Raw genomic sequence first — 20,927 nt, 5'->3', positions numbered from 1 at the left:
GAGCATTGCGATGAGCACTAACGATAAACGCATCCGCGAATTCGCCTATCAGATCTGGGAATCGGAAGGAAAACCCGAGGGCCAGGACGCTCGCCACTGGGAGATGGCCCGCAAACTGGCTGAAGCCGAAGCCTTGGCACCGAGCAAATCGGCAAAAGCGGCTGGCAGCAAAACCGCCGGCACCAAGGCCCCTGCCAGCAAACCCAATGGCAAGGCGGCGGAGCCAAAAACCAAAGCCAAGCCCGCCGCTGCCTCCAAGGTCATCCCGCCGGGCGAAAAAGCCAACGAGAAAAAGCCTCGAGCAGCGCGTAAACCGCCCGCGGTCTGACGCCTCTCACTTTTGTCCTGATTGACCTCGTGGCGAGCCTTCTCGCCACCGAGGGCTCGCTCGCCCTCAAAAAAAACCAGAGCCAAGAACTATCCCCCCCTTTGCAGGAGCACCAATGACCAGTCCAAAAAAAGCCGCGCCAGAACCTCTCGTCGAGGCCTCGCGAATCCGTGAAGGCTTGCCCTTCCCGCTGGGCGCGAACTGGGATGGCCTAGGGGTCAACTTCGCCTTGTTTTCCGCCAATGCCACCAAGGTCGAGCTGTGCATCTTCGATGATGCCGGCGAGGTCGAACTGGAACGCATCGAACTGCCGGAATACACCGACGAGATCTACCACGGCTACCTGCCCGACGCGCATCCCGGGATGATCTACGGCTACCGTGTCTACGGCCCGTACGATCCGGCGAACGGTCATCGCTTCAACCACAACAAACTGCTGATCGACCCCTACGCCAAACAACTGGTCGGCCAGTTGAAATGGTCCGAAGCGCTGTTCGGCTACACCATCGGCCACCCCGACGCCGACCTCAGTTTCGATGAGCGCGACAGCGCGCCCTTCGTGCCCAAGTGCAAGGTGATCGACCCCGCCCACACCTGGGGTCACGACCATCGGGTCAGCGTGCCGTGGGACAAGACCATCATTTATGAGACTCACGTGCGCGGTATCAGCATGCGTCACCCCTCCGTCCCCGAGAATGTGCGCGGCACCTTCGCCGGGTTGATGGTCGATGATGTGCTGGAACACATCCGCAAACTCGGCGTGTCGACCGTGGAATTGCTTCCGATTCATGCCTTCGTCAACGACCAGCATCTGTTGCACAAAGGCATGACCAATTACTGGGGCTACAACAGCATCGCGTTCTTCGCCCCGGATCCGCGTTACCTGGCCAGCGGCAAGATCGCCGAATTCAAGGAGATGGTCGCACACCTGCACGAAGCCAATCTTGAAGTGATCCTCGACGTGGTCTACAACCATACCGCCGAGGGCAACGAACAAGGCCCGACCCTGTCGATGCGCGGCATCGACAACGCCTCCTACTACCGCTTGATGCCCGAAGACAAGCGCTTCTACATCAACGATTCCGGCACCGGCAACACCCTGGACCTGAGTCACCCGTGCGTGCTGCAAATGGTCACCGACTCCCTGCGCTACTGGGCTTCGGAAATGCACGTGGACGGTTTCCGCTTCGACCTGGCGACCATTCTCGGGCGTTACCACGATGGCTTCGACGAACGTCACAGCTTTCTTGTGGCCTGCCGCCAGGACCCGGTATTGCGCCAGGTGAAGATGATTGCAGAAGCCTGGGATTGCGGCCCTGGTGGCTATCAGGTCGGTAACTTTCCGCCTGGCTGGGTCGAGTGGAATGACAAATTCCGCGACACCGTGCGTGCGTTCTGGAAAGGTGACGATGGCCAACTGGCGGACTTCGCAAGTCGCATGACCGCTTCCGGCGAGATGTTCAATCAGCGTGGCCGGCGGCCGTACGCCTCGGTGAACTTCGTCACCGCCCACGACGGTTTCACCCTGAACGACCTGGTGTCGTACAACGACAAACACAACGAAGCCAACGACGAGAACAATCAGGACGGCAGCAACAACAACCTGTCCTGGAACCATGGCGTCGAAGGCCCGACCGACGATCCCGAGATCAATGAGCTGCGTCAGCGCCAGATGCGCAATTTCTTTGCCACGCTGCTGCTGTCCCAAGGCACGCCGATGCTGGTGGCCGGCGACGAATTCGCCCGCACCCAGGAAGGCAACAACAACGCCTATTGCCAGGACAGCGAGATCGGTTGGGTCAATTGGGACCTGAGCGAAGACGGCAAGGCCCTGCTCAAGTTTGTTAAACGGCTGATCAAGTTGCGCCTGGCCTACCCGATCCTGCGTCGCGGCCGGTTCCTGGTGGGCAATTACAACGAGGACATCGGCGTCAAGGACGTCACCTGGCTCGCGCCGGATGGCAGCGAAATGTCCATCGAACAATGGGAGGAAGGCCATGGCCGCTGCCTCGGCATGCTGATGGATGGCCGCGCCCAGGAAACCGGTATCCGCCGCAAAGGCGCCGACGCCACCTTGCTGTTGGTGGTCAACGCGCATCACGACATCGTCAATTTCCTGCTTCCGGAAGTGCCCGACGGCGGTTTTTGGACCTGCATGATCGACACCAATCAACCGTCGATCCGGGGCCAGGAACGCTTCGAGTTCGGTCGCGAATATTCAGTCACTGGCCGTTCGCTGCTGCTGTTTGAGTTGCAGCGTGAGGAAGAAGAGTGAAATGGACCTTCAAGGCTTTCTCCAGCATCAGCCCGCGGATTTCGCCGACACTCAAGCGTTAGGGCGGTGCCTGCGAGCGTTGGTGGAGGCGGGTCTGGATCAGCTTCCGCTGCCCGGCGGTGGCCAGACACTGGAGCGGTTTCAGCGTCTGGCCGAGGTCGGCGGGCATGATCTGGGGTTGTGCAAGTTGTACGAAGGCCATACCGACGCCCTGGCGATCATCCAGCAACTGGGTGGCTCGCCTACGCCTGGCAGCACGTGGGGCATGTGGGCTGCCGAACCACCACAAGCGCGGGTGCGCGTCCGTCCGCAGGGGCATATGGTCGCACTGAACGGGCGCAAGGCCTGGTGCTCGGGCGCAACGGTGTTGAGTCATGCGTTGCTCACGGCATGGGATCATCACGACCGGCAGCAATTGGTGGCGGTGGCGCTGGATCAACCCGGCGTGACCGTTACGGATCAGGGCTGGCAAGCCGTCGGAATGGGTGCCACTGGCAGCGTCGAGGTGCTGTTCGAAGGTGCCGAAGCACAAGCCATTGGCAACCCCGGCGATTACCTGCAACGTCCAGGCTTCTGGCAAGGCGGAATCGGCATTGCCGCTTGCTGGTACGGCGCGGCACAGAGCATCGCCGAACGCCTGCGCAGCCATTGCGCTCAACGTGAAGAACCCCACGCCCTCGCCCACCTGGGCGCGGTCGACAGCGCACTGCATGCGGCCGCCGAGGTATTGCGGGTCAGCGCATTGATGATCGACGCCGCTCCGCTGGACGACACCGAACTGCTGGCCCGGCGCGCCCGGGCGGTGGTGGAACACGCCGCCGAACAGGTCATGCTGCACGTCGGCCACGCACTCGGTGCCGGCCCCTATTGCAAAGATCGACAGTTCGCCCGACTGATCGCCGACCTGCCGGTATTCCTGCGCCAAAGCCACGCCGAACGGGATCTCGCCGCGCTTGGGCAACAGGTTCTGACGGAGACATGGATGTTATGAAAACCAACCCGATTGTCGGCCAGGGAACGCCTCTGCATTTATGGCAAACCTCAAGCCATCTGGCGCAGTTGCCGGTGACCGACATCCTGACGCTGGTGCCGGAAGGCTCGCGCGCCGTGATCATCGCCCCCCATCCGGATGACGAAGTGCTGGGTTGCGGCGGCTTCCTGCAATTGCTCGCCGCAGCTGGCCGGCCGCTGCAACTGATTTCAGTCACTGATGGCAGTGCCAGCCATCCTGGTTCCGAGCGCTGGCCGGTGGAACGCCTGAGCGTGGTCCGCCCGCAGGAATCGGCCCAGGCCTTGCGCCGTCTCGGCCTGCCGTTGCACAGCCTGAAATGGCTGCGCGGTGGCTTCGCCGACAGTCAGGTGGCGGCACGGGAAGCCGAGTTGTGCGAGTTCATCGAACGTCATCTGCGGCCCAACGATGTGGTGTTTACCACGTGGCGTGAAGACGGCCATTGCGATCACGAGGCTGTGGGTCGCGCCAGTGCCGAAGCGGCGAAACGGGTCGGTGCGACGCTGCATGAGCTGCCCGTCTGGACCTGGCACTGGGCAACCCCCGAAGACAGTTTCGTGCCTTGGCACCGGGCGCGAAAGATTCTATTGGCCCCGGCGCTGGTGGCGCGCAAACGTCACGCCATTCATGCCTTCGCCAGCCAGCTGGAGGGCGACCCGAAAACCGGCTTGCCACCGGTGCTGGCACCGTATGTGCTGGACCGGTTACTGCAACCGTTTGAAGTGGTGTTTGTATGAGCGTCGAGGATCGCTATTTCGACGGTTTGTTCGCCGGCAACGACGATCCCTGGGCGTTCCGCCAGCGCTGGTACGAACAGCGCAAACGCGCCATAACGCTGGCCGCGCTGCCCCGACCGCACTACCGCGCGATCTTCGAACCCGGTTGCGCCAACGGGGAACTGAGCGCTGATCTGGCCACTCGCTGCAATCGCCTGTTGTGTTGCGATACCGCAGCCGCCGCCGTGGCGCTGGCTCGCACTCGCCTGAGTCTGTTCGACCATGCCGAAGTCCGTCAAAGCCGCCTGCCGAGTGATTGGCCCAACGAGCAGTTTGACCTGATCGTGCTCAGCGAAGTCGGCTATTACCTGGACGCCGAAGACCTCAAGTGCCTGATCGAACATGCCGCCCGGTCACTGACTGCAGACGGCCAGCTCCTGGCCTGCCACTGGCGCCCACCGATCGATGGCTGCCCGCTCAATGCCCGACAGGTCCATGACCTGCTCCACGAACAGTTGCACTTGCCGCGCCTGGTCCTGCATCAGGAGGCCGATTTCCTGTTGGAACTCTGGAGCCGTGAACCGCGCTCCGTAGCCGCGCTGGAGGGCTTGCGATGATTGGCATTTTGATCCCGGCGCATAACGAAGAAGCGTTGATCGAGCAGTGCATACGGGCCGCCCTGCGCGCCGCGTGCCATGAACGGCTGGGGGGTGAAACGGTCCTGGTGCTGGTGGTGCTCGACAGTTGCACTGACCGATCCTCAGAGATTGTCGACAGTTACCCAGTGCACAGCCTGGCGATCGAGGCGCGTAACGTCGGTCTGGCGCGCGCCGCGGGTGCACGGTTTCTACTGGATCGGGGGGTGCGCTGGATTTCCTGCTCCGACGCCGACAGCCGGGTCGCCAAGGACTGGCTGGTGGCGCAACTGGACCTCGGTGCCGACGCAGTGTGCGGCACGGTGACGGTCGATCAGTGGACCGCGGCCTTCGATGAGTCAGCACAGATTCGCTATCACCAGCGTTATCAGGCCCGCGACGGACACCGGCATATCCATGGTGCCAACCTGGGCATCAGTGCCGATGCTTACCGGCGTGCCGGTGGTTTCGCACCGCTGGCCAGCGACGAAGATGTGCAAATGGTGCGGCAACTCGAGCGCTGCGGGGCGAATATTGCCTGGAGCCAGCGTCCGCAGGTGCTCACCAGTGCCCGACTGGACAGCCGCGCACGGGGAGGATTTGGCGATTTCTTGCGGGAAATGGCGCAGCTCGGATAAAAAAACGTACCGGATGGGACATCGAGGCGACGAATAGCGCGACATGAGCAATACTCTGTTCGCGGCAATCCAGGGTTTGGAGCGCTGCACATTGCTATCAACGAGAACAAGGACGTAGCCCCATGAAAACCGTTTCCATCAACGAAACCAGCCTGCCAGTACAAATCTGGAACAGCGCCCCGCAACTGGACAACATTCCTGTCATAAGCACTCAGACCCTGGTCCCCGCCGGCGCACGCGCCGTGGTGATTGCTCCACACCCCGGCGATGAAGTCGTGACCTGCGGCGGCCTGTTGCAGTTGCTCACCGCATTGGGTCATCCCCTGCAATTAATCTCGATGACCGACGGCAGCGCCAGTCATCCGGGCTCGCAACAGTGGTCGGAGAAACGCTTGAGCGTGTTCCGCCCCCAGGAAAGCCTCGAAGCCTTGCGCCGGCTCGGGCTGCCGATGCACAGCCTCAAATGGATTCGTGGCGGCTTCACCGACAACGCCCTGGCCGAACGGGAAGTTCAGATGACTCAATTCATCGCCCGTTATTTACGCCCTGGGGATGTGGTGTTCAGCACCTGGCGCGAGGATGGCATTGTCGACCATGACGCCGTGGGCCGGGCCAGCGCCAAGGCCGCGGCCATGGTCGGTGCGGCATTCAACGAAGTACCGGTCTGGGCCTGGCACTGGCCAACGCGTGATCGAGGGCTCATCCCGTGGCATCGCGCGCGCAAGGTTCGCCTGGACACCTGGACCGTCGCGCGCAAAAGCCACGCTACCCACGCCTATGCCAGCCAGCTCGACGGCGAGCCGGCCATCGGCCTCGCCCCGCTGCTGCCCCCGGTGCTTCTGGAACGGATACGGTTGCCCTACGAAATTGTCTTCGTCTGACATAAGCCTGTAGCAGCTGTCGAGCCTGCGAGGCTGCGTCCGGCTGCGAAGCAGTCGTAAGACCCGGCAACGCGGTGTGTCAGGCAAACTCCATGTTCTGGATGACGACTGCTACGCAGCCGGACGCAGCCTCGCAGGCTCGACAGCTGCTACATTTTGGTGTGAAGGCTGCTTGCGACGAATCCCACTGAACTGCCCGCCGCTGTATCAGTCGCATACATAAGCAGCCCTGATTCAGAGGAGTGAACGTGACCAGTGATTCCAAGTGGCAGGCCGTCGAATCATCTCCATTGAACACACCCCTGGCGATTCATCGATTGAGAGTGCTGACGGTCAACACCCACAAGGGTTTTACCGCACTCAACCGACGTTTCATTCTCCCGGAACTGCGTGAAGCGGTACGCAGTACGTCGGCGGACCTGGTGTTCCTGCAGGAAGTCGTCGGAGAACACGACCGTCATTCCACTCGCTACAACGATTGGCCGCAAACCTCACAATACGAGTTCCTGGCCGACAGCATGTGGAGCGACTTCGCCTACGGTCGTAACGCGGTCTACCCCAACGGTCACCACGGCAATGCCCTGTTATCGAAATACCCGATCCGCGAGCACCGCAACCTCGACGTCTCGATCACCGGCCCCGAACGCCGCGGCCTGCTGCATTGCGTACTGGATGTGCCGGGGCACACTGAAGTGCATGCGATCTGCGTTCACTTGAGTCTGCTGGAAAGCCATCGCCAACTACAGCTCCAGCTACTCTGCCAACTGCTCGAATCGTTGCCCGACGATGCGCCGGTGATTATCGCTGGCGACTTCAACGATTGGCAGTTGCAAGGCAATACCGCCCTGTCCCGTCGCGACTACCTGCATGAAGCCTTCGAGCGCCACCACGGTCGCCCGGCGAAAACCTATCCGGCGCGCTTTCCGCTGCTGCGCCTGGACCGGATCTATCTGCGCAATGCCAGCAGTCATGAGCCGCGGATACTGGGGCACAAGCCCTGGACGCATTTGTCGGATCACTTGCCGTTGGCGGTGGAAGTGCATCTTTGAAACGCTCATTAGTTTCATAGACTACTGTGCCGGCCGCTTTCATGCGTTTAGCGGACGCGTTTAAAGACACCCGCTGTTACGTCCTAACGGCTACAACGCCTTGCGTCGTTACCTACGCGTGCGCCAGAATCCGCTGGCTTGTGCGCTTTGACCCCGGCCTCTATCGTTTACCTGCCACTGCTCATCAGTGGTCGGGTTTAGTCGCCCGGTGGTTATCGGTAAGGTGCATAAGCTCCATTCAGTCAGGTCGTTCTATGCCTGTACTTGATGGTGGTTGTGCGCAGGGCGCCCTTGGGCGCGCCGGGCTTGCTGATTCCACCGGTCGACTAACCTGCGTACAGCCGCCACCCTCTTTTAGTCGAGAGCGGTAGCGGCCCTAACTCTGGAAATCAGATCTATGTTCAAAGTAACGCCGAATCCCCCGCACACGGGTCCAGTACCCTACGACGCCTTTATTGATCTTGACCCCAAGAAAATGAGAGAGGCGGCCGACCGCGCACTCCGCTTCTACCTCAACCCCGGGGCGACAAAAACGCAGATACCGCCCTACAAGCCCAGCACCATTTTCACCATCGACGCAGCGGTGGATGACGAAACGTTGCTCGTCGAGGCCTGCGAATCGTTGGCATCAGCCAGCGCCATGGTCAACGATCTCGCCGACGTAACGGACGGCCCGCGACGGCAAACGATGCTGGTGCTGCAACGGATGATCATGTTGGGTGAGTTAGCGGTCAATCGGGTTTTGGATAACCACAAGCCTGGGTAGTCGCCAGGCAGGTAGCGAGGGCGCTTGCGCCCTCACTATTTAGAAGCATTCAAAGGTCTCATTCGACTCCCACGGTGCCTGGACCGGTCGCCTCGGCGCTCGACTCAAAGACCGCTACCAAGTCAGTGGACGACCACTGGAACCTTTGTATGGCGGAGTCGACTACACCAGCAATATCGACAGCAATCAGCTGCGCGCGACGGCTGCAAATGTCGGTGTCAGGGTGAGTTGGTAGACCGGTAGCCCACTATCAAAAACGCTCTGGAATGCGGATTTCTTGACGATTTTTCGAACAAACAAGAACTTAGATGTGCGGCGTAAATCAGTCACTTGCAAGTCCTAAAATACACATACCACTTATCGGCCATTTTCTTGACGCGATGTCAAGGGTCTTCTTAGCTACACGTTACTACCCCCGGAAATACACCAGGGGCAAACCCCAAGACACCCGCAAAATCGGGCGGCCAGAGGCTTGCCCCACTACATTCGGTCGCCCCTCATTCGGGGTAGGAGAGAGACGCCAGAGCGAGATACCGCATGCGATTGCAAGGTAGACCTCCATGAAAACTTCATTCACCCAACAAGAGATCAAAGTTACTTTTTGCACTGTCTCGAGCTCACTCCTTCTGTGCTCGTCCATGGAAGTACAGGCAGGGCCGGCAGAGGATGTAACCTTGCCATGGTACCGCCAGGATGTTCCGGTCATGGCCTTACCCGCCGTCACGATCGCCGCCCCCTACCTTGGCCGCTTCAGCACCGCCTCCGACACACGAAGTTCGCACCTGACCATCGAGGACGCTGCGCCTTCGGCCTGGGATCAGATGTATGGACAGGCCTCGCGGCAGGCGCAAACCGATGTCCTGGCTCAGGGATTTGCTATCCCTGGCAGTAGCGAATTCAAAGGTCCGGCGATCCTGACTCTGCAAAGCGGTAGCGGTCATACCCAGCGGGTCGGACTGGTTGGCGGCATCACTCAGTTACAAGGCGACAGCAACGGGCTGCTGGCCGGTCCCGCCCTTGCTGACCCCAGCCACGACACCCTCAACCTCGAAGGCCAGAGCCTCGGTGCCTACTGGAGCCTGACCGGGCCCCAAGGCTGGCACGTGGATTTGACGGCCAGCGGCGGCCGGGTCAACGGTTATACCCGCAATGACCAGGGCGCCCGACAGGCAACCGAGGGCAGCGCGGTGACGCTGTCGGTGGAAGGTGGTTTCCCCATTGGTCTGAGCGATAACTGGGTAGTTGAACCCCAGGCGCAGTTGATCAATCAACGCATTACCCTGGACACCCCGTATGCCGGGTCTGGCAATGCTTCGTCCAGCGATCTGACGTCCTGGAGCGGCCGGGTCGGTGCCCGGTTGAAAGGTAGTTACGACATCAACGGGCTGGGGGTCGAACCCTACGTGCGAACCAACTTGTGGCACACGGTGTACACCGGTAATACCGTGACCCTGGATCAGGTCGACAAAATCAGTAGCAGCCGCAATTCATCGACCGTCGAAGTGGGTTTGGGCCTGGTGGCCAGAGTGACACCCACCGTGAGTTTTTATGTCAGCGCCGACTACAGCAGTGATGTGGATCAGAATGATTTGAACGGGTTGATTGGGAGTTTGGGTGTGCGGATGCGGTGGTGAGCGTCTGACCTCAGGAGGCGTTTTGTTTCGGCTGACGCCTTCGCGAGCAGGCTCGCTCCCACATTGGATTGATGTCGTACACAAAACCAATGTGGGAGCGAGCCTGCTCCGGGCGGCGATCCGACGAAGGGAGCGACTCGGTTTTAGATCAACCCTCCGGACGCAGCATCAACACCGCCAGCGGCGGCAGGTTCAATACCAACGAGAGTGCCTGGCCATGGCTCGGCTCGTCCTCGGTAAACGCCCCGCCGCTGTTGCCATAGTTCGAACCGGCGTAAGTGGCAGCATCGCTGTTGATCACCTCGGTCCAACGCCCGGCAAACGGTACGCCGATGCGATAACCCTCACGCGGCACCGGCGTGAAGTTAGCCACCACCAACACCGGCCGCCCCTCCCTGCTCCAGCGCATGAAGGCATAAACGCTGTTGATGGCGTCATCACCGATCAACCACTGGAAGCCTTGCGGCGCGTCGTCCTGATCATGCAGCGCCGGTTCTTCGCGATACAGCCGATTAAGATCGCCGACGAGCTTCTGCACACCTTTGTGTTCCGAGTACTGCAGCAAGTACCAGTCGAGTTGCTGATCGTGGTTCCACTCACGCCACTGACCAAACTCGCAGCCCATGAACAACAGTTTCTTGCCCGGATGCGCCCACATGAAACTGAGGTAGGCGCGCAGGTTGGCGAATTTCTGCCAGCGGTCGCCGGGCATCTTGTCGATCAGCGAGTGCTTGCCGTGTACCACTTCGTCGTGGGAGATCGGCAGGATAAAACGCTCGGACCAGGCATATACCAGGCCGAAACTCAGTTCGTTGTGGTGATGGGCGCGGTACACCGGGTCCTGCTGGATGTAGTGCAGCGAATCGTGCATCCAGCCCATGTTCCACTTGTAGTCGAAGCCCAGTCCGCCCTGTTGCGTGCCCTGGCTGACACCCGGCCATGCGGTGGATTCTTCGGCAATCACCAGCGCGCCAGGGGCTTCGAGGTCGACCACGTCATTGAGATGGCGCAGGAAGTCGATGGCTTCGAGGTTTTCCCGACCGCCGTGACGGTTTGGCACCCATTCGCCGGCCTTGCGCGAGTAATCGCGATACAGCATCGAAGCCACGGCATCGACCCGCAGACCGTCGACGTGGAAATGTTTGAGCCAGTGCAGCGCCGAGGCCAGCATGTAACCATGCACTTCGGTGCGACCCAGGTTGTAGATCAGCGTGTCCCAGTCCTGATGGAAACCTTCCTGCGGGTTGCCGTATTCGTACAGCGCAGTGCCGTCGAATTGCGCCAGGCCGTGGGTATCGGTCGGAAAATGCGCTGGCACCCAGTCGAGGATCACGCCGATGTCGGCCTGATGGCAGGCATTGATGAACGCGGCGAAATCATCCGGCGTACCGTAGCGGGCGCTCGGGGCGAACTGCGACAGCAACTGATAGCCCCAGGAACCACCGAACGGGTGTTCCATGATCGGCATCAGCTCGATGTGGGTAAAACCCAGATCCTTCACGTAAGGAATCAGCCGCTCGGCCAACTCATGCCAGGTGTACAGGCGCGCAACTTCGCCCAAATCGTCCAGCTCACATTGCCAGGACCCGGCATGCAATTCGTAGATCGACAGCGGCGCACTCACCCGATGACGGTCGCCCCGGGATTGCATCCACTCCTGATCCTGCCAATCGATGTTCAGCGGCGAAGCGACTTTTGACGCGGTGTCCGGCGGCAGCGAGGTGGCCAGCGCCATCGGGTCGGCCTTGAGCGGCAGAATGCCGTGGGTACCGAGGATTTCGTATTTGTACGTTTCCCCCGCTTGCATGCGCGGGACGAAAATTTCCCAAACGCCGGTCGGATGACGCAGGCGCATCGGGTGCCGGCGACCGTCCCAGTTGTTGAAGTCCCCCACCACCGACACCCTTTTGGCGTTCGGTGCCCACACGGCGAACCGCACGCCATCGACACCGTCGACCGTTTTCAGCTGCGCGCCCAGGCAAGCGCTGAGATCGCGGTGATTGCCTTCGGCGAACAGGTACAAGTCCATCTCACCGAGCAACGGGCCAAAGCTGTAAGGGTCCTCGGCAATTTGTTCGCCGCCGGCCCACCGGGTTCGCAGCAGATACGGCTGCGCCCGATCGAAATGGCCGACGAACAGCCCCGGTGTCTGGGTGGCCTCAAGGTTGCCGAGTTCTTCCCCGGAGTCCTTGGCCAGTACCTGCACGCTCAAGGCGTCCGGCAAATAGGCCCGAATGAATTGCCCGCCGGCACCATCGCCGTGGGGGCCGAGAATTGCAAAGGGGTCGTGATGTTCGGCGCGTACCAGCGCGTCGATGTCCCGCGATCTGGGCAGCAACGCTTCTTTAGCGTGACCCTGTTCCTTGTTCGAGAAACTCATGACTACTCTCCACCAAGATCGGAAAAGGGTTTAAGCCCACTCAATAACCCATACAAACCGTGCAACGGCACGGACAACCATGTGGGGCGATTTTCTGCCTCATAGGCCACTTCATACGCTGCCTTCTCCAGGCCGAACAACGCCAATGCGGCGTCCTCGCCTTCCGGATCTTGCCATGCATGAGCAAGACTAGCTGCCGCCAGCCGATAAGCGTCGACAAATGCTTGTCTTGCTTCATTTAAATAGCGATCGGCGACACGTTGACGAGCGGCTTGGGCATCGGCGGTGTTGTCGACGTTGTGCACATTGATCGCCATCGCCGCAGCGTAGTCAAAAGAACGCAATACGCCACTGACGTCTTTGTACGGGCTGTGTTTGCCCCGTCGCTCATGCAGTGGCCGCGCCGGCTCGCCTTCGAAGTCGATCAAGTAGGCGTCGCCCTTGATCACCAGCACCTGGCCCAGGTGCAAGTCGCCGTGGACACGAATGCGCAGACCACCAACGGCTTTTTTGCCCAGCTCCTGAACATGGCTGAGGATGGCTTTTTTGTTGTCCAGTAAACGAGTGACCAAGGCTTTGTCTGCCGGGTTCAATTCGCTTTGATGCTGTTTGAGCAATTTCAGCGCGTGCTCCAGTTGCGCCGACACGTCTTTAGCGCAGGCCAGGGCATCTTTCTGGGTGGTGACTTTCGGGGCGAAATCCGGGTTGTCGCTGGGCGCCGCCAGCAGCTGATGCATTTCACCGAGACGCTGACCGAGCATGCCGGCGAAGTCTCTCAGTTCGCCCAAGGCGTTGTAGTGTTGCTCCTGCTCGGACATGGCGTCGGCCAGTTCGTCGCGCAGCGCCCGTTCGAGGTTGTTCTGGGTCCATTCCCAGGCGTCACCCTGATTGCTCAAGTAGCCTTGGGCAATCATCAGCAGACTTTCCTCACCCGCCGGATCGCGGCGAACCACTGAACCCAGCAGCGGCGAGATATTGCTGAAACCGGCGTGAGTCAGGTACGCGCTCATTTCCAGTTCCGGGTGCACGCCAGACGCGACCTTGCGGATCAGTTTGAGCACCAGGCTGTTGCCGATCACTACCGAGCTGTTGGACTGCTCGGCTGACAGGTAACGCACTTCCGATTCACCGGTCAGGCCGAGTTTCCCCAGTTCCCACGTCGGCTCAAAGCAGATATCGCCCGCACTGGATGGCAATACGGTATTACTTTGCATGCCTTGCAATACCGCATGCACAAAGGTGTCGAGGCTGAAGGCATCGGTGATCAAGCCGACCTGACGCACGCGCCGGACCCGAGACAAGGCCAGTTGCTGAGGCAACGCGGCACCCACCTGATCTTCGGAGATAAAGCCGAACGGCAGCTGATAGCGATTGGTCTGGCCGCCACTGGTGACATCGATTTCACTCAACAGCACCGGATGTTGTGGATCGCCGAAGCGCACGCCGTAAGCGATGTTGACCTGTTCAATGGCCGCGTCCTTGCCGGCAAACCAGCGGCGATTCTGTAGCCAGCTCGGCAAGATGCCCTGCTCCAGCGTGCCGCGGGACGGCGCTTCGAGCAGTTCTTCCATGCGTTTCTTCAGCACCAGCGTGGTGAAGTCCGGCAAGCTTTGCGCCGGTTCCACGTGCCAGCTCGGCATCTGGTTTTCTGCTGCCAGGCCGAACCAGTAGAAGCCGTAAGGCGCCAGGGTCAGCAGGAAATTCAACTGGCCGATCGGCGGGAAGGCGTTACCGCCAAGCATTTCCACCGGCACCATGCCGGCATAAGCGGATAAATCCAGCTCCGCCGCTTGCGCACTGCGCGATACGTTGGCCACGCACAGAATGATTTCGTACTTGCCATCCGGCCCGGTGAATTCCCGGGTGTATGCCAGAATCCGCCGGTTGCTCGGCGAGAGCATTTTCAGTGTGCCGCGACCGAAGGCCTTGGACTGCTTGCGCACGGCGAGCATGCGCCGGGTCCAGTTCAGCAGCGAATGCGGGTCGCCGGCCTGGGTTTCAACGTTAACCGACAGGTAACCGTATTGCGGGTCCATGATCGGTGGCAGCACCAGGCTGGCCGGGTCGGCGCGGGAGAAACCGCCGTTACGGTCAATCGACCACTGCATCGGCGTGCGAACGCCGTCGCGGTCGCCGAGGTAGATGTTGTCACCCATGCCGATTTCATCGCCGTAATACAGGGTCGGCGTACCGGGCATCGACAGCAGCAAACTGTTCAGCAACTCCACACGACGACGGTCGCGCTCCATCAACGGCGCCAAGCGGCGGCGAATGCCAAGGTTGATCCGCGCCCGACGGTCGGCCGCGTAGTAATTCCACAGGTAATCGCGCTCCTTGTCGGTGACCATTTCCAGGGTCAGCTCATCGTGGTTGCGCAGGAAAATCGCCCACTGGCAGTTGGCCGGGATCTCCGGGGTCTGGCGCAGAATGTCGGTGATCGGGAAACGGTCTTCCTGGGCCAGCGCCATGTACATGCGCGGCATCAGCGGGAAGTGGAACGCCATGTGGCATTCGTCGCCGTTCAGGCCCTTTTTGTCGGTATCACCAAAGTACAACTGCGTGTCTTCCGGCCATTGGTTGGCCTCGGCCAGCAGCATGCGGTCCGGGTAATTGGCGTCGATTTCGGCACGGATCTGCTTGAGGACGTCGTGGGTCTCGGGCAGGTTTTCGTTGTTGGTGCCGTCGCGTTCGATCAGGTACGGAATCGCGTCCAGACGCAGACCGTCGATGCCCATGTCCAGCCAGTAGCGCATCACCGAGAGCACGGCTTTCATGACTTGCGGGTTATCGAAATTCAGGTCTGGCTGGTGAGAATAGAAGCGATGCCAGAAGTACTGGCCGGCCACCGGGTCCCAGGTCCAGTTGGATTTTTCGGTGTCGAGAAAGATGATGCGGGTGCCGTCGTACTTTTGATCGTCATCGGACCAGACGTAGAAATCCCGTGCCGCCGAACCTTTCTTGGCCTTACGCGCACGTTGAAACCAGGCGTGCTGGTCCGAGGTGTGGTTGATGACCAGTTCGGTAATCACCCGCAGGCCACGTTTGTGGGCTTCCGAGATGAACCGCTTGGCGTCGGCCATGGTGCCGTAGTCGGAATGCACCCCACGGTATTCGGCAATGTCGTAGCCGTCATCGCGCCGTGGCGAGGGATAGAACGGCAACAGCCAAATGGTGTTGACGCCCAGATCGGCAATGTAATCGAGTTTGGCGATAAGACCGGGAAAGTCGCCGATCCCGTCATTGTTGGAGTCGAAAAAAGACTTAACGTGAACCTGGTAGATAACCGCATCCTTGTACCAGAGCGGGTCCTTGATAAAGGTGGCTGCCTTGGGTTTCTTCGCCATTTGAAACTCCTGTTGAAAACTGGAAACGCCTCGGCCCAGATCGTTCCCACGCTCTGCGTGGGAATGCCTCCACGGACGCTCCGCGTTCGGCTCTGGATGGGACGCAGAGCGTCCCGGGCTGCATTCCCACGCAGAGCGTGGGAACGATCAGTGCTAATCAGTGCTAAACGGTAATTCGCCAGATCCCGAACGGTTGATGCGCCGGGTCGATCCGCATGAATTGGTACTTGCCGTGCCAGGTCCAGCGATGACCGCTCATCAAGTCCTCGCCCTGGGTGCTGGCGTCGTCGGGCAAGCCCATTTCCCACAGCGGCAATTCGAAATTCGCTTCCTGGACGTTATGCGGATCAAGGCTGACGGCCACCAGAATGAAATTGCTGCCATCCTCGCTGCGTTTGCCGAAATACAGAATGTTGTCGTTCCAGGCGTTGTAGACCTTCAGGCCCAGATGCGTCTGCAGTGCCGGGTTCTGCCGGCGGATGCGGTTGAGCTGGGCGATTTCGGCAATGATGTTGCCCGGCGCGTTGAAGTCCCGTGGGCGGATTTCATACTTCTCGGAATTGAGGTATTCCTCCTTGCCCGGCACCGGTGCCGCTTCACACAGTTCGAAGCCTGAATACATGCCCCACAGGCCGGAGCCCATGGTGGCCAGCGCCGCGCGGATCAGAAAACCGGCGCGCCCCGACTCATGCAAAAACGCCGGGTTGATGTCCGGTGTGTTGACGAAGAAGTTCGGCCGGAAGCATTCGCGCCACGGAGACTCATTGAGCTCGGTGAAATAGGTGGCCAGTTCGGACTTGTTGTTGCGCCAGGTGAAGTAGGTGTAGCTCTGGGAGTAACCGACTTTGCCCAACCGCGCCATCATCGCCGGGGTGGTAAAGGCTTCGGCGAGGAAGATCACCTCAGGGTACAGCGCCCGTACATCAGCGATCAGCCACTGCCAGAACGGCAGCGGTTTGGTGTGAGGATTGTCGACGCGAAACAGCTTCACGCCCTCCTCGACCCAACCCACCACGATGTCGCGCAACTCGACCCACAGACTCGGAATCGCATCGGTGGCATAGAAATCGACGTTGACGATGTCCTGGTATTTCTTCGGTGGGTTCTCGGCGTATTTGATGGTGCCGTCCGGCCGCCAGTTGAACCAGCCCGGATGCTGCTGCAGCCATGGGTGATCCTGGGAACACTGAATCGCGAAGTCGAGGGCGACTTCCAGCCCATGGTCCGCAGCCGCTGCGACAAGCCGACGGAAGTCCTCGCGGGTGCCCAGTTCGGCGTGAATGGCTTCATGCCCGCCCTCTTCGCTGCCGATGGCATACGGACTGCCCGGATCGTCCGGCCCGGCGGTCAGGGCGTTGTTCGGGCCCTTGCGGTAACTGCAGCCGATCGGGTGGATCGGCGGGAAGTACAGCACGTCGAAGCCCATGTCCTGGATCATCGGCAGCCGCGAATGCACATCGTTGAAGGTGCCATGACGGGCCGGATCGTCTGTGATCGAACGCGGAAACAATTCATACCAACTGGCGAACTGTGCCAGGTCCCGTTCGACGTCGAGCGGGTACTCAGGGCTGATGCTCAAATAGGCACGATGATCGGCCTGCGTCATCAGCTCGGCGCTACGCTGGTGCAGAAACAGCTCGACCTGTTCGATTTCGAGCAGACCCGACAATTCATGGTGCAGTGCCGCCAATTGTTCACTCAGCTGCCCTTCGGTGCGTTCGGCGGCTTGCTGGACCAGCGTTCGCCCCTCCTGCAACTCCAGGCTGATCGGCACCCTGGCGGCGTGTTTTTTCTCCAGCTCATAACAGAAGCTGGCGAACTGATCGATCCAGGCTTCGATGCAAAACACATAACGGCCCTGGCGCGCGACCCGGAACTGGCCTTGCCAACCGTTATTGCCCAGTTCAGTCATGACTTCGCTTTGCCAGGTTTCCTCACCCTCGGCGTGCCAGCGCACTCGCACGGCCAACTTGTCGTGACCGTCGGCAAACACTTTGCTGGTCACCACCACGTCCTGGCCCACCACGGCTTTGACGGCGAACTGCCCGCCGTCGAGGGTCGGCATGGTGTTCTCGATGGCGATGCGCGGTAGCAATAAGGCCTGCGACAGCGGCATATGAGGGTTGTAGTTCAGCTCTGTCGGTTTTTCAGCAGTCATCGAGCATCTCTCCTTTACGCCCCATGGACGCTCTTGTGCCTGTGGCTTGTAACTGGATAGCCATCCCGCAGGATCGTCCGCCCCGGAATGAACTCACTTAGGTTCCGAGCGACAGGCGCCGGTAAAAGTTCACGAGGAATTGCCTGGGCCTTCGCAGGAATCAATTCCTTTGCACGGTGGTCAACACACTTAAGCACGACTTACGCCATGTGCCACTGGAGGCTAAATTCATGAGCATTCCGATCCCTGCCGAAACACCTGATCCAAACATCGACAGCCCGACCATTCCGCCGACCGAGCCTGCACCTGTGCCTGAGCAAGACCCGCCCGGTACCACCCCGCCACCGCGTGAAGACCCGCCAGAGACGATGCCGCCGGTGATCGTTACACCGGAGTAACGATCGCGTAGTGATCGTTCCCACGCAGAGCGTGGGAACGATCATCAGTTCACGGATTTTGATCCTTGTCCTTGTCGATCAATCGCACAACGGCGGGCATCACACTGAAAATCGCCAACGCCAGCAACGTACTGAGCACCGCCGTCGCCTCTCGCCCCAACCCGGCCGAAACGCCGATGGCGGCGGTCATCCACAATCCGGCGGCGGTGGTAAGGCCTTTGACGTGCCCCTCGTCGCCCTCGTTGTTTTTCAGAATAGTCCCAGCGCCAAGAAAGCCGATCCCCGCGATCACACCCTGCACCACCCGACTCATGGCATCAGCCTGTGAGCCGGACATTTGCGGCACCAGCACAAACAGCGCGGCGCCGAGGGCCACCAGCATGTGGGTGCGAACCCCGGCGGCCTTGCCCTTGTGCTCACGTTCGAAACCGAGAATCCCGCCCAACACCGCAGCCATCAGCAAACGCACGGTAATGCGCGTCAGTTGTGAAGCGTCGCCAACGTCGGCGAACTCCGCTTGCAAGGTCACCCAAACCTCATGCCACCAGGCGTTCATGGTGTTGTCCTTGTTAAGGGTCGTTTCAGGGGGGACCGCGTCGACCATTAATCAGTTGCACAGAACGATGATCCTCGGCTGTGCCCTAACACTTTAGAACCCGCAGAAAAAAGGACACCTCCATGACTGTGCGCATCGAAAACCAGACCTGCTTCTTCATTACCGAGAACGGCGAAGAAATTCGTTTGTGTCCCGACGTCACAATCATTACCGACTCGGAAAAATCCATGTCGGCGGTGGAGCTCAATGACCAGCGCTTCTACATTACCGAAGCAGAAGCCGACGCATTGACCGTAGCAGGCGCAGTCGACGGGCGTAAGCATTTGAAGGCCACCGACAGTGATTCGGTGATTTGACTGACCCGGATCAATCACCCCCGCAGACGCTTGATATAGGTGTCTGCGACCCGCTGTAGCGGGTGCATCAACTTGTCGCAGGCAGCGGATCAAAGTCCATCTGATCCGCTTTTTATTGCAATAGGTGAGTCTGTTATGCAAACAGATCGCCGCTCATAGTGCTCAGGCCTGATGGAGGCTGATGAGCGAAAGACCATGAGCGATAGAATCCCCGTCCGAACCGTAGAAACCGCCCCTTTAGTACAGAACCCTTCCGTGCAGAGCTATGAGCCTTCGCGTCCAAAGATGAAGGCCAAATCCAGCGACAACCTGATCCACACCCGCAGCTTCACCGGTTTATTCCGCACCTTGCGCCTGAGCGGCGCAGGGTTTCTGTTTTTGCTGTTCTTCGGCACGGTGTGGTTGAACTGGGGCGGCCGCCAAGCCGTGCTCTGGGACCTTTCCGAAAGCAAATTCCACATCTTCGGCGCGACCTTCTGGCCGCAGGATTTCATCCTGCTGTCGGCGCTGCTGATCATTGCCGCGTTCGGCCTGTTTGCGATCACCGTGTTCGCTGGCAGGGTCTGGTGCGGCTACACCTGCCCACAGAGCTCCTGGACCTGGATCTTCATGTGGTGCGAGAAGATCACCGAAGGTGAACGCAACCAGCGGATCAAGCTGCAAGCCGCACCTTGGGGCCTGAACAAACTGTTCCGCCGCTCGGCCAAGCACACCTTGTGGCTGGCCATCAGCCTGTTGACCGGCCTGACCTTTGTCGGCTATTTCACCCCGATCCGGCCGCTGGCCGAAGAACTGCTGACGTTGCAGATGGGCGGCGTCAGCCTGTTCTGGGTGCTGTTCTTTACCGGCGCGACTTACATCAACGCCGGTTGGCTGCGTGAAGCGGTGTGCATGCACATGTGTCCGTATGCGCGGTTCCAGAGCGTGATGTTCGACAAAGACACCCTGACCATCTCATACGACGTTGCCCGTGGCGAAAACCGTGGCCCGCGCAAACGTGATGTGGCCCCGGCAGAAGTCGGCCTCGGTGATTGCATCGACTGCCAGGTGTGCGTGCAGGTCTGCCCGACCGGCATCGACATCCGCGACGGCTTGCAGATGGAATGCATCGGCTGCGCCGCGTGTATCGACGCCTGTGATTCGATCATGGACAAAATGGGCTACGCCCGCGGGCTGATCAGCTACACCTCCGAGCATCAATTGCAGGGTGGCAAGACTCATCTGCTGCGGCCTCGATTGATCGGCTACACCGCGGTCCTGCTGGTGATGATCGGTGCGCTTGCCCTGGCGCTGGTGGAGCGGCCGATGGTGTCGCTGGACGTGAGCAAGGACCGTGGCCTGTTCCGCGAGAACAGTCAGGGGCAGATCGAAAACATCTACAGCCTGAAAGTCATCAACAAGACCCAGCAACGCCAGGATTACCGTCTGACCCTGGTCGACGGCGAAGGCTTCCTGCTGCAAGGCAAGACCGAACTGAGCCTGGCACCGGGCGAGATTGTGGATGTGCCGGTGTCGGTGGCGATGACCACGGAACGGCCGAGCAGCAGTTCGCAGGCGATCAGTTTCAAAATTGTCGACAGTGATGAGCCTGAGATTTATAGCGTGGCGAAGAGCCGGTTTGTTGCGCCGATGAATCGTTGAGCCTTTAAGATGGCGAGCGGTCAGAGGCGGGATTGAGTTTTGTGCATGATCTGGAAGCCACCCCTCACCCTAACCCTCCCGAAACGTCGGACCGCCCCAGAGGGGCGAGGGGACTGATTGGGGGATATTCAAGGTACGGCGACCTGAAAAATCTGCTTTGAAT

The 20,927-nt window shown here is 60.1% G+C and carries 17 protein-coding genes and 1 pseudogene; 14 read left to right on the top strand and 4 right to left on the bottom strand.

The features are described 5' to 3' along the window. Positions 1 to 10: 10 nt before the first annotated feature. The 11 genes and pseudogenes from JFU47_RS03530 (at position 11) to JFU47_RS03485 (ending at position 9,931) form a co-directional block, all read left to right on the top strand. A complete protein-coding gene (locus JFU47_RS03530; protein ID WP_140678949.1) occupies positions 11 to 328 on the top strand; it encodes a DUF2934 domain-containing protein in 318 nt (105 codons plus the stop codon). 115 nt (positions 329 to 443) lie between these two features. Continuing rightward, positions 444 to 2,603: a glycogen debranching protein GlgX gene (glgX, locus tag JFU47_RS03525; RefSeq protein WP_140678951.1), complete on the top strand. Its 2,160-nt coding sequence runs from the start codon at positions 444 to 446 to the stop codon at positions 2,601 to 2,603. Position 2,604: 1 nt separating this feature from the next. Further along, the gene (locus JFU47_RS03520; RefSeq protein ID WP_201180920.1) at positions 2,605 to 3,594 is read left to right on the top strand and encodes an acyl-CoA dehydrogenase; all 990 of its coding nucleotides are present in this window, start codon (positions 2,605 to 2,607) and stop codon (positions 3,592 to 3,594) included. After that, entirely contained in the window at positions 3,591 to 4,349 is a 759-nt protein-coding gene (locus JFU47_RS03515; protein ID WP_201180918.1) for a PIG-L deacetylase family protein, read from the top strand. Before JFU47_RS03520 ends, JFU47_RS03515 begins: the two co-directional genes overlap by 4 nt. After that, a complete protein-coding gene (locus JFU47_RS03510) occupies positions 4,346 to 4,945 on the top strand; it encodes an SAM-dependent methyltransferase (protein ID WP_201180911.1) in 600 nt (199 codons plus the stop codon). The genes JFU47_RS03515 and JFU47_RS03510 overlap by 4 nt, the downstream gene beginning before the upstream one ends. Beyond that, positions 4,942 to 5,601 (top strand): glycosyltransferase, encoded by a 660-nt coding sequence (locus JFU47_RS03505; protein WP_201180909.1) that lies wholly within the window; start codon positions 4,942 to 4,944, stop codon positions 5,599 to 5,601. The genes JFU47_RS03510 and JFU47_RS03505 overlap by 4 nt, the downstream gene beginning before the upstream one ends. Before the next feature lie 122 nt (positions 5,602 to 5,723). Then, entirely contained in the window at positions 5,724 to 6,482 is a 759-nt protein-coding gene (locus tag JFU47_RS03500) for a PIG-L deacetylase family protein (protein WP_201180907.1), read from the top strand. Between the two features lie 248 nt (positions 6,483 to 6,730). Then, positions 6,731 to 7,531, top strand: a complete 801-nt coding sequence (locus JFU47_RS03495) for an endonuclease/exonuclease/phosphatase family protein (protein ID WP_123364443.1) — start codon at positions 6,731 to 6,733, stop codon at positions 7,529 to 7,531. Positions 7,532 to 7,928: 397 nt separating this feature from the next. Next, entirely contained in the window at positions 7,929 to 8,297 is a 369-nt protein-coding gene (locus JFU47_RS03490) for a DUF6124 family protein (RefSeq protein ID WP_201180905.1), read from the top strand. 49 nt (positions 8,298 to 8,346) lie between these two features. Beyond that, a pseudogene (locus JFU47_RS32980) lies at positions 8,347 to 8,532 on the top strand (hypothetical protein); the annotation flags it as partial. Positions 8,533 to 8,857: 325 nt separating this feature from the next. Continuing rightward, complete coding sequence (locus JFU47_RS03485; RefSeq protein WP_201180902.1) at positions 8,858 to 9,931, top strand: autotransporter domain-containing protein; 1,074 nt, start codon at positions 8,858 to 8,860, stop codon at positions 9,929 to 9,931. A 148-nt stretch (positions 9,932 to 10,079) separates the two neighbouring features. On the opposite strand, the gene glgB is transcribed toward JFU47_RS03485, so the two are convergent. The 3 genes from glgB to JFU47_RS03470 form a co-directional block, all read right to left on the bottom strand. Continuing rightward, complete coding sequence (gene glgB, locus JFU47_RS03480) at positions 10,080 to 12,311, bottom strand: 1,4-alpha-glucan branching protein GlgB (protein WP_201180900.1); 2,232 nt, start codon at positions 12,309 to 12,311, stop codon at positions 10,080 to 10,082. Between the two features lie 2 nt (positions 12,312 to 12,313). After that, positions 12,314 to 15,655 (bottom strand): maltose alpha-D-glucosyltransferase, encoded by a 3,342-nt coding sequence (gene treS / locus JFU47_RS03475; RefSeq protein ID WP_201180892.1) that lies wholly within the window; start codon positions 15,653 to 15,655, stop codon positions 12,314 to 12,316. 163 nt (positions 15,656 to 15,818) lie between these two features. Continuing rightward, complete coding sequence (locus tag JFU47_RS03470) at positions 15,819 to 17,813, bottom strand: alpha-1,4-glucan--maltose-1-phosphate maltosyltransferase (protein ID WP_201180884.1); 1,995 nt, start codon at positions 17,811 to 17,813, stop codon at positions 15,819 to 15,821. A 230-nt stretch (positions 17,814 to 18,043) separates the two neighbouring features. Here JFU47_RS03470 and JFU47_RS03465 point away from each other — a divergent pair, with 230 nt between their 5' ends. Beyond that, positions 18,044 to 18,211 (top strand): hypothetical protein, encoded by a 168-nt coding sequence (locus JFU47_RS03465; RefSeq protein ID WP_185049137.1) that lies wholly within the window; start codon positions 18,044 to 18,046, stop codon positions 18,209 to 18,211. Positions 18,212 to 18,260: 49 nt separating this feature from the next. On the opposite strand, the gene JFU47_RS03460 is transcribed toward JFU47_RS03465, so the two are convergent. Continuing rightward, positions 18,261 to 18,767: an MgtC/SapB family protein gene (locus JFU47_RS03460; protein WP_201180882.1), complete on the bottom strand. Its 507-nt coding sequence runs from the start codon at positions 18,765 to 18,767 to the stop codon at positions 18,261 to 18,263. Between the two features lie 122 nt (positions 18,768 to 18,889). Here JFU47_RS03460 and JFU47_RS03455 point away from each other — a divergent pair, with 122 nt between their 5' ends. Both JFU47_RS03455 and ccoG read left to right on the top strand, forming a co-directional pair. Continuing rightward, complete coding sequence (locus JFU47_RS03455; protein WP_201180880.1) at positions 18,890 to 19,123, top strand: DUF3203 family protein; 234 nt, start codon at positions 18,890 to 18,892, stop codon at positions 19,121 to 19,123. 195 nt (positions 19,124 to 19,318) lie between these two features. Beyond that, on the top strand, positions 19,319 to 20,764 hold the full coding sequence (gene ccoG, locus JFU47_RS03450) for a cytochrome c oxidase accessory protein CcoG (RefSeq protein WP_201180878.1): 1,446 nt from the start codon (positions 19,319 to 19,321) through the stop codon (positions 20,762 to 20,764). Positions 20,765 to 20,927: the final 163 nt, after the last annotated feature.

The sequence above is a fragment of the Pseudomonas sp. TH39(2020) genome, from assembly GCF_016650715.1.
In the GTDB taxonomy this organism is placed as follows: domain Bacteria; phylum Pseudomonadota; class Gammaproteobacteria; order Pseudomonadales; family Pseudomonadaceae; genus Aquipseudomonas; species Aquipseudomonas mandelii_C.
The sequence above is the reverse complement of the archived record's forward strand: the minus strand, read 5'-3'. Positions and strand labels throughout refer to the sequence as shown.